The sequence below is a fragment of the Albidovulum sp. genome (assembly GCF_049646345.1).
Lineage (GTDB): Bacteria > Pseudomonadota > Alphaproteobacteria > Rhodobacterales > Rhodobacteraceae > Albidovulum.
Genome location: NZ_JBARVQ010000685.1, coordinates 1 through 6915, shown reverse-complemented (window position 1 = coordinate 6915; position 6915 = coordinate 1). Strand labels below are relative to the sequence as shown.

Annotated in this window: 3 protein-coding genes; 2 read left to right on the top strand and 1 reads right to left on the bottom strand. The window is 63.5% G+C overall.

Annotated features, from left to right (window positions below; genetic code table 11):
- Positions 1 to 163: 163 nt before the first annotated feature.
- Positions 164 to 1942: an aspartate--tRNA ligase gene (gene aspS / locus WBB85_RS17870; RefSeq protein ID WP_432639949.1), complete on the bottom strand. Its 1779-nt coding sequence runs from the start codon at positions 1940 to 1942 to the stop codon at positions 164 to 166.
- 140 nt (positions 1943 to 2082) lie between these two features.
- Between aspS and WBB85_RS17865 the strand changes: the two genes are divergently transcribed.
- Positions 2083 to 3372 carry a glycosyltransferase family 87 protein gene (locus WBB85_RS17865; protein ID WP_432639948.1) on the top strand — a complete coding sequence of 430 codons (1290 nt, stop codon included), beginning with the start codon at positions 2083 to 2085 and terminating at the stop codon, positions 3370 to 3372.
- 75 nt (positions 3373 to 3447) lie between these two features.
- Positions 3448 to 6789, top strand: coding sequence for a carbamoyl-phosphate synthase large subunit (carB, locus tag WBB85_RS17860; RefSeq protein ID WP_432639947.1), 3342 nt, complete (start codon positions 3448 to 3450; stop codon positions 6787 to 6789).
- Positions 6790 to 6915: the final 126 nt, after the last annotated feature.

Here is a 6915-nt window from a genome sequence, read left to right as displayed (position 1 = left end):
TGCCCGTTCCGCCGGGCTGGCGCTTTGGAGGCCGCGCGCATCGCATGAGGACAGAGGGGCTTTGCGTCCATAAAGTGCGCCGAATGACGGTTGCTGCGCCACCCCACGGGCAGGCGCTCACCCGGCTTATGTTGTGCCAGTTGCAACGACCGCAAAGGGCGCATCACTCCTTCGGAATAACCCTCAGCCGCAATTCGCGAAGCTGTTCATTCATCGGCTCGGAGGGCGCGCCCATCATCAGGTCTTCGGCGCGCTGGTTCATCGGGAACATGATGACCTCGCGGATATTCGCGGTATCGGCCAGCAGCATCACGATCCGGTCGACCCCGGCCGCACAACCGCCATGCGGGGGCGCGCCGTATTTGAACGCCTTGACCATACCGCCGAAGCGCTTTTCGACCTCATCCTTGCCGTAACCGGCCAGTTCGAAGGCCCTGAACATGATCTCGGGCTTGTGGTTCCGGATCGCGCCGGAGACGAGTTCATAGCCGTTGCAGGCAAGGTCATACTGATAGCCGAGCACATCCAGCGGATCGCCCGCCAGCGCCTCCATCCCGCCCTGCGGCATCGAAAACGGGTTGTGGCTGAAGTCGATCCGGCCCTCGTCATCCTTCTCATACATCGGGAAATCGACGATCCAGGCAAAGCGGAAGGCGTTTTCTTCCGTAAGGCCCAGCTCGCGCCCGATCTCGACCCGCGCCCGACCTGCCACCGCCTCGAACTGCTCCGGCTTGCCGCCAAGGAAGAAGGCCGCATCGCCCTTGCCAAGGCCCAGCTGCAACCGGATCGCTTCGGTCCGCTCCGGCCCGATATTCTTGGCCAAAGGACCGGCGGCTTCCATGCCAGATCCGTCCTCGGCCTCGCGCCAGAAGATATAGCCCATCCCCGGCAGGCCCTGCTGTTGCGCGAAGGCATTCATCCGGTCGCAGAACTTGCGGGACCCGCCGCCCGGCGCCGGAATGGCGCGGATCTCGGTGCCTTCGTTCTCCAGAAGCTTGGCGAAGATCGCGAAGCCCGACCCGGCGAAATGCTCGCTGACGCGCTGCATCTTGATCGGGTTCCTGAGGTCCGGCTTGTCGGTGCCGTACCAAAGGGCGCTGTCGGCATAGGAAATCCGCGGCCAGACCGCGTCGACCTTATGGCTGCCGCCGAACTCCTCGAAGATGCCCTGAATGACCGGCTGGATCGCGGCGAAGACATCCTCCTGCTCGACGAACGACATCTCAAGATCAAGCTGGTAGAAATCGGTGGGCGAACGGTCGGCGCGCGGATCTTCATCCCGGAAGCAGGGCGCGATCTGGAAATAGCGGTCGAAGCCTGCCACCATGATCAGCTGCTTGAACTGCTGCGGCGCTTGCGGCAGGGCATAGAACTGCCCCGGATGCAGGCGGCTCGGCACCAGAAAGTCGCGCGCGCCCTCGGGGCTGGAGGCGGTGATGATCGGCGTCTGGAACTCGGTGAAGCCCGCACTCCACATCCGGTCGCGCATCGATTTCACCACACGCGACCGCAGCATCATGTTCTGATGCAGCTTTTCGCGTCGCAGGTCGAGGAAACGGTAGGTCAGCCGGGTTTCTTCAGGATAATCCTGATCACCAAAAACCGGCAGCGGCAGTTCATCGGCCGGGCCCAGCACCTCCAGCTCGGTCACATAGACCTCGATCTCGCCGGTCGGGATCTTGGCATTCACAAGGGACGCATCGCGCGCCTTCACCCGCCCGTCGATCCGCACGACCGTCTCGGCCTTCAGCCGCTCGATCGCCGCGAAAGCCGGGCTGTCAGAATCCGCCAGAACCTGCGTCATTCCGTAGTGGTCGCGCAGGTCGATGAACAGCACCCCGCCATGATCGCGTACCCGGTGCACCCAGCCCGACAGCCGGACCGTCTCACCGGCATGACTTTTGTTCAGATCGGCGCAGGTATGGCTGCGATAGGCGTGCATGAGCATCCCCTTTCGAGAGGCGAAAACGTGGTTCGCGCCGATACACCCTTTGCGCCGAGCGAAGTCAAGGGCGGCCGGGGCTTTTCAACCCCGGCCCGCACCGCTAGCGTCACCCGGCATGACAGAAGGCGGCCGATCCGATGACTGAACCACAGGCTGACCGGCCCCTCGGCGCGGGTTCCATCACCCCCACCCGCGACCGGCAGATCTCGATCTTGATGCTGGCACTCTGGACGCTGGTGACCGTCTGGCAGCAATGGGGCCACTGGGCCGAAGATCTGTCGGCGGTCTATATCGCCGCCTCACTCTGGCAATCCGGACAAACCGACCTGATCTACGCCGCCCCGCCCGGCTTTTTCGGCGGCGTCGCGGCAAGCTGGCTGCCGGTGATGGACCAGCTTGGCATCGGGCAGGAGACGAGCTTTCCCTATGTCTATCCGCCCCTCTGGGCCGCTTTTATCGGCCCCTTGACGGGGCCTCTGTCGATCCACGGCTTTTTCAACTTGATGACGCTGTTGCAGGTGCCGATGCTGGCAGGCTCGGTGCTCCTGACTGCGCGTATCCTGAAGTCGGCCGCGATGCCGCTCTGGCTCTGGACCACGCTTGCGCTCATGATACTGAACCTCTCGATCCAGTCCCATGTCGCACTTTGGCACAACCAGCCGACGATCAGCGTCACCTTCCTCACGCTGCTGGCCTTTGAGCGGCTGAATGCTGACCGGCCTGTCGCGGCAGGCATCGCCCTGGCACTTGCCGCCGCGATCAAGCTGACACCCGCGGCCTTCGTCCTGATCTTCCTCATCGACCGCCAGCACCGCGCCACCGCGGCCTTCATGATCGCCGGGGCGGCACTGGCCGGGCTCAGCATCGCACTGACAGGCTGGCCGCTGCATCAGGCGTTTCTGGACAGCGTTCGGCAGGTATCGGACAGCGCTCTGCTGACTGAGATTAATATCACACTCCGCACCGCGATCCTGGCACTGGGCTCGGCCACCCATGCCTTCGCACCCATAGATATGACGGTACCGCATATCTACCGCAGCCCGCCCGGCTGGCTGGGACCAACCGTCGCGCTGGCCGGGCTCGTCTTACTGGCGCTTATCCTCCGCGCGCTTTCACCCCTGACCGGCCCCACCCGACGCGGCATCGGTCTGTTTGTCGCTTCCGTCATCCTGTCGCTCTTCGGCCCGCTTGGCTGGCAGCACTATTACCTTTTGCCGATGCTGCTCTTGCCCGGCCTTGTAGGCCTTTTGCCAAAGGAACGCGCCATGCTTCCCCTAGCCGCAATCGTCCTTCCCTCGCTCTATTTCGTCTTCGAAGCCCGCAGCCTGCTGCCATGGCCCGCCGCGACCGTGGTCTGGATCTTCTCGGCTGGCTGGCTTGCCGTTCTGGCAGCTCTCTTCCACGCGGCGCGCAGCCAACCCCGCTAGAGCACCGCAACAGGGGTTGCGTGCTGGCAGGTTCTGTCTATAACCCCGGAAAATTTGCATGAGGGGTCCGGGACGATGCCGAAGAGAACCGATATCAAATCAATCATGATTATCGGAGCGGGACCCATCGTCATCGGTCAGGCCTGCGAGTTCGACTATTCCGGCGCACAGGCCTGCAAGGCGCTGCGCGAGGAAGGCTACCGGGTCATTCTGGTCAACTCCAACCCCGCCACGATCATGACCGATCCGGGCATGGCCGACGCCACCTATATCGAACCGATCACCCCCGAAATCGTCGCCAAGATCATCGAAAAGGAACGCCCCGACGCGCTTTTGCCGACGATGGGCGGGCAGACGGGCCTGAACACTTCGCTGGCGCTCGCCGATATGGGCGTGCTCGAAAAGTTCAACGTTGAACTCATTGGTGCCAACCGTCAGGCCATCGAAATGGCGGAAGATCGCAAATTGTTCCGCGAGGCGATGGACAGGCTCGGCATCGAAAACCCCAAGGCCACGATCATCGCCGCCCCGAAAAAGCCGAACGGCAAATACGACGTCAATGCGGGCGTGGCCGAGGCGATGGAAGCCCTGGACCATATCGGCCTGCCCGCCATCATCCGCCCCGCCTTCACGCTGGGCGGCACCGGCGGCGGTGTCGCCTATAACCGGGATGAGTATGAGGCGATCTGCCGCTCGGGCCTCGACGCCTCGCCCATGGCGCAGATCCTCGTCGACGAATCGCTCCTTGGCTGGAAGGAGTATGAGATGGAGGTCGTCCGCGACAAGGCGGACAACGCGATCATCGTCTGCGCCATCGAAAACGTCGATCCGATGGGCGTCCATACCGGCGACAGTATCACCGTCGCCCCCGCGCTGACTCTGACGGACAAGGAATACCAGATCATGCGCAACGGCTCGATTGCCGTCCTGCGCGAGATTGGGGTGGAGACCGGCGGCTCGAACGTCCAGTGGGCGATCAACCCCAAGGACGGCCGCATGGTCGTGATCGAGATGAACCCGCGCGTCTCGCGGTCCTCGGCCTTGGCCTCCAAGGCCACGGGTTTCCCCATTGCCAAGATCGCGGCGAAACTCGCCGTCGGCTATACGCTGGACGAGCTCGACAACGACATCACGAAGGTGACCCCGGCCAGCTTTGAGCCGACCATCGACTATGTCGTCACCAAGATCCCGCGCTTCGCGTTCGAAAAGTTCCCCGGATCCAAGGCCGAACTTACCACCGCGATGAAGTCCGTGGGTGAGGCAATGGCCATCGGCCGCACCATCCACGAGAGCCTGCAAAAGGCGCTGGCCAGCATGGAAACCGGCCTGACCGGGTTCGATGAGATCAAGATCGAAGGCGCGCCCGACAAAGCTGCCGTTATCAAGGCGATTTCCATCCAGACCCCCGACCGGATGCGGCTGATCGCGCAGGCGATGCGCCACGGGCTGACGGATGACGAGATCCAGCACACCACCGCCTTCGACCCGTGGTTCCTTGCCCGCATCCGTGAGATCGTGGCGGCCGAGGATACCGTCCGCGCCGCTGGTCTGCCCGTCGATGAGGCCGGACTGCGCAAGCTCAAGATGATGGGCTTCACCGATGCCCGGCTGGCGAAACTGACCGGCAAGGATGAGGCCGAAGTGCGCAAGGCTCGCCTCGCCGCCAATGTCAAAGCCGTCTTCAAGCGCATCGACACCTGCGGCGCCGAGTTCGAGGCGCAGACGCCCTACATGTATTCCACCTACGAGGTCCCCGCGATGGGCGACGTGGAATGCGAGGCGCGGCCTTCGGACGCCAAGAAGGTCGTCATCCTCGGCGGCGGCCCGAACCGGATCGGTCAGGGGATCGAGTTCGATTATTGCTGCTGCCATGCCTGCTTCGCGCTGACCGATGCGGGCTATGAAACCATCATGATCAACTGCAACCCGGAAACCGTGTCGACCGATTACGACACCTCCGATCGTCTGTATTTCGAACCGCTGACGCTGGAACACGTCCTCGAAATCCTCCGCGTCGAACAACAGAACGGCACCCTTCACGGCGTCATCGTCCAGTTCGGCGGCCAGACGCCGCTGAAACTCGCCAACGCGCTTGAGGCAGAGGGCATCCCGATCCTCGGCACCACCCCCGACGCCATCGACCTTGCCGAGGACCGCGAGCGGTTCCAGAAGCTGCTGAACGACCTGAACCTCAAACAGCCGGTCAACGGCATCGCCTCCTCCGACGCGCAAGCTCTTGAAATCGCCGAACGCGTCGGCTTCCCGCTGGTCATCCGCCCCTCCTACGTGCTCGGCGGCCGCGCAATGGAAATCGTGCGCGACATGGATCAGCTCAGGCGCTACATCACCACCGCCGTCGACGTCTCGGGCAAGAACCCCGTCCTTCTCGACAGCTACCTTTCCGGCGCCATCGAAGTGGATGTCGACGCGCTCTCAGACGGTCAGACCGTCCATGTCGCGGGCATCATGGAACATATCGAGGAGGCAGGCGTGCATTCGGGCGATTCTGCCTGCTGCCTGCCGCCGCATTCGCTTTCCGCCGACACCGTCGCCGAACTCAAGCGCCAGACCGAGGCCATGGCCATCGCGCTCAAGGTCAAGGGTCTGATGAACGTCCAGTTCGCGATCAAGGACGGCACGATCTATGTGCTGGAGGTCAACCCCCGCGCCAGCCGCACCGTGCCCTTCGTCGCCAAGGCCACGGATTCGGCCATCGCCTCCATCGCCGCGCGGCTGATGGCGGGCGAGCCGATGGCGAACTTCCCGCTTCGCGCACCCTATGCGCAGGGCGTCGGCCCCGATACCGACCTGCCCTACGCCGATCCGATGACGCTCGCCGACCCGATCATGCCGTGGTTCAGCGTGAAAGAGGCCGTCATGCCCTTCGCCCGCTTCCCCGGCGTCGATACGATCCTCGGCCCCGAAATGCGCTCGACGGGTGAGGTGATGGGCTGGGACCGCACCTTCGCGCTCGCCTTCCTCAAGGCCCAGCTCGGCGCGGGCACGACGCTGCCGCATGGGGGCCGTGTCTTCATCTCGATCAAGGACATGGACAAGACGCCCGAGATGGCCGCCGCCGCCCGCGATCTGGTGGCGATGGGCTTCGACATCATCGCCACCCGCGGCACCGCCGTCTTCCTTGCCGAAAACGGGATCGAGGCCGAGACCGTCAACAAGGTCTATGAGGGACGGCAGGAGGGCAAGCTGCACATCGTCGACCGGCTGAAGAACGGCGAGGTGGCACTGCTCTTCAACACGACCGAGGGGAGCCAAGCGATCGAAGACAGCCGCAGCATCCGCGCCGTCGCGCTCTACGACAAGATCCCCTACTACACCACCGCCGCCGGCAGCGTCGCCGCCGTGCAGGCGATCAAAGCACGGGGTGAGGGGATCGGGGTGAGGACGTTGCAGGGGTAGGTAATCCCCCCCGAAAGTAAGGGGCTGCAAGAGTAGAATTTTCTCGGCAAGATGAACGAGGAGATTTCGAATGAAGACAAGCAGATACACTGAGGCGCAGATCATCGCGATCCTGCGGCAAGCCGA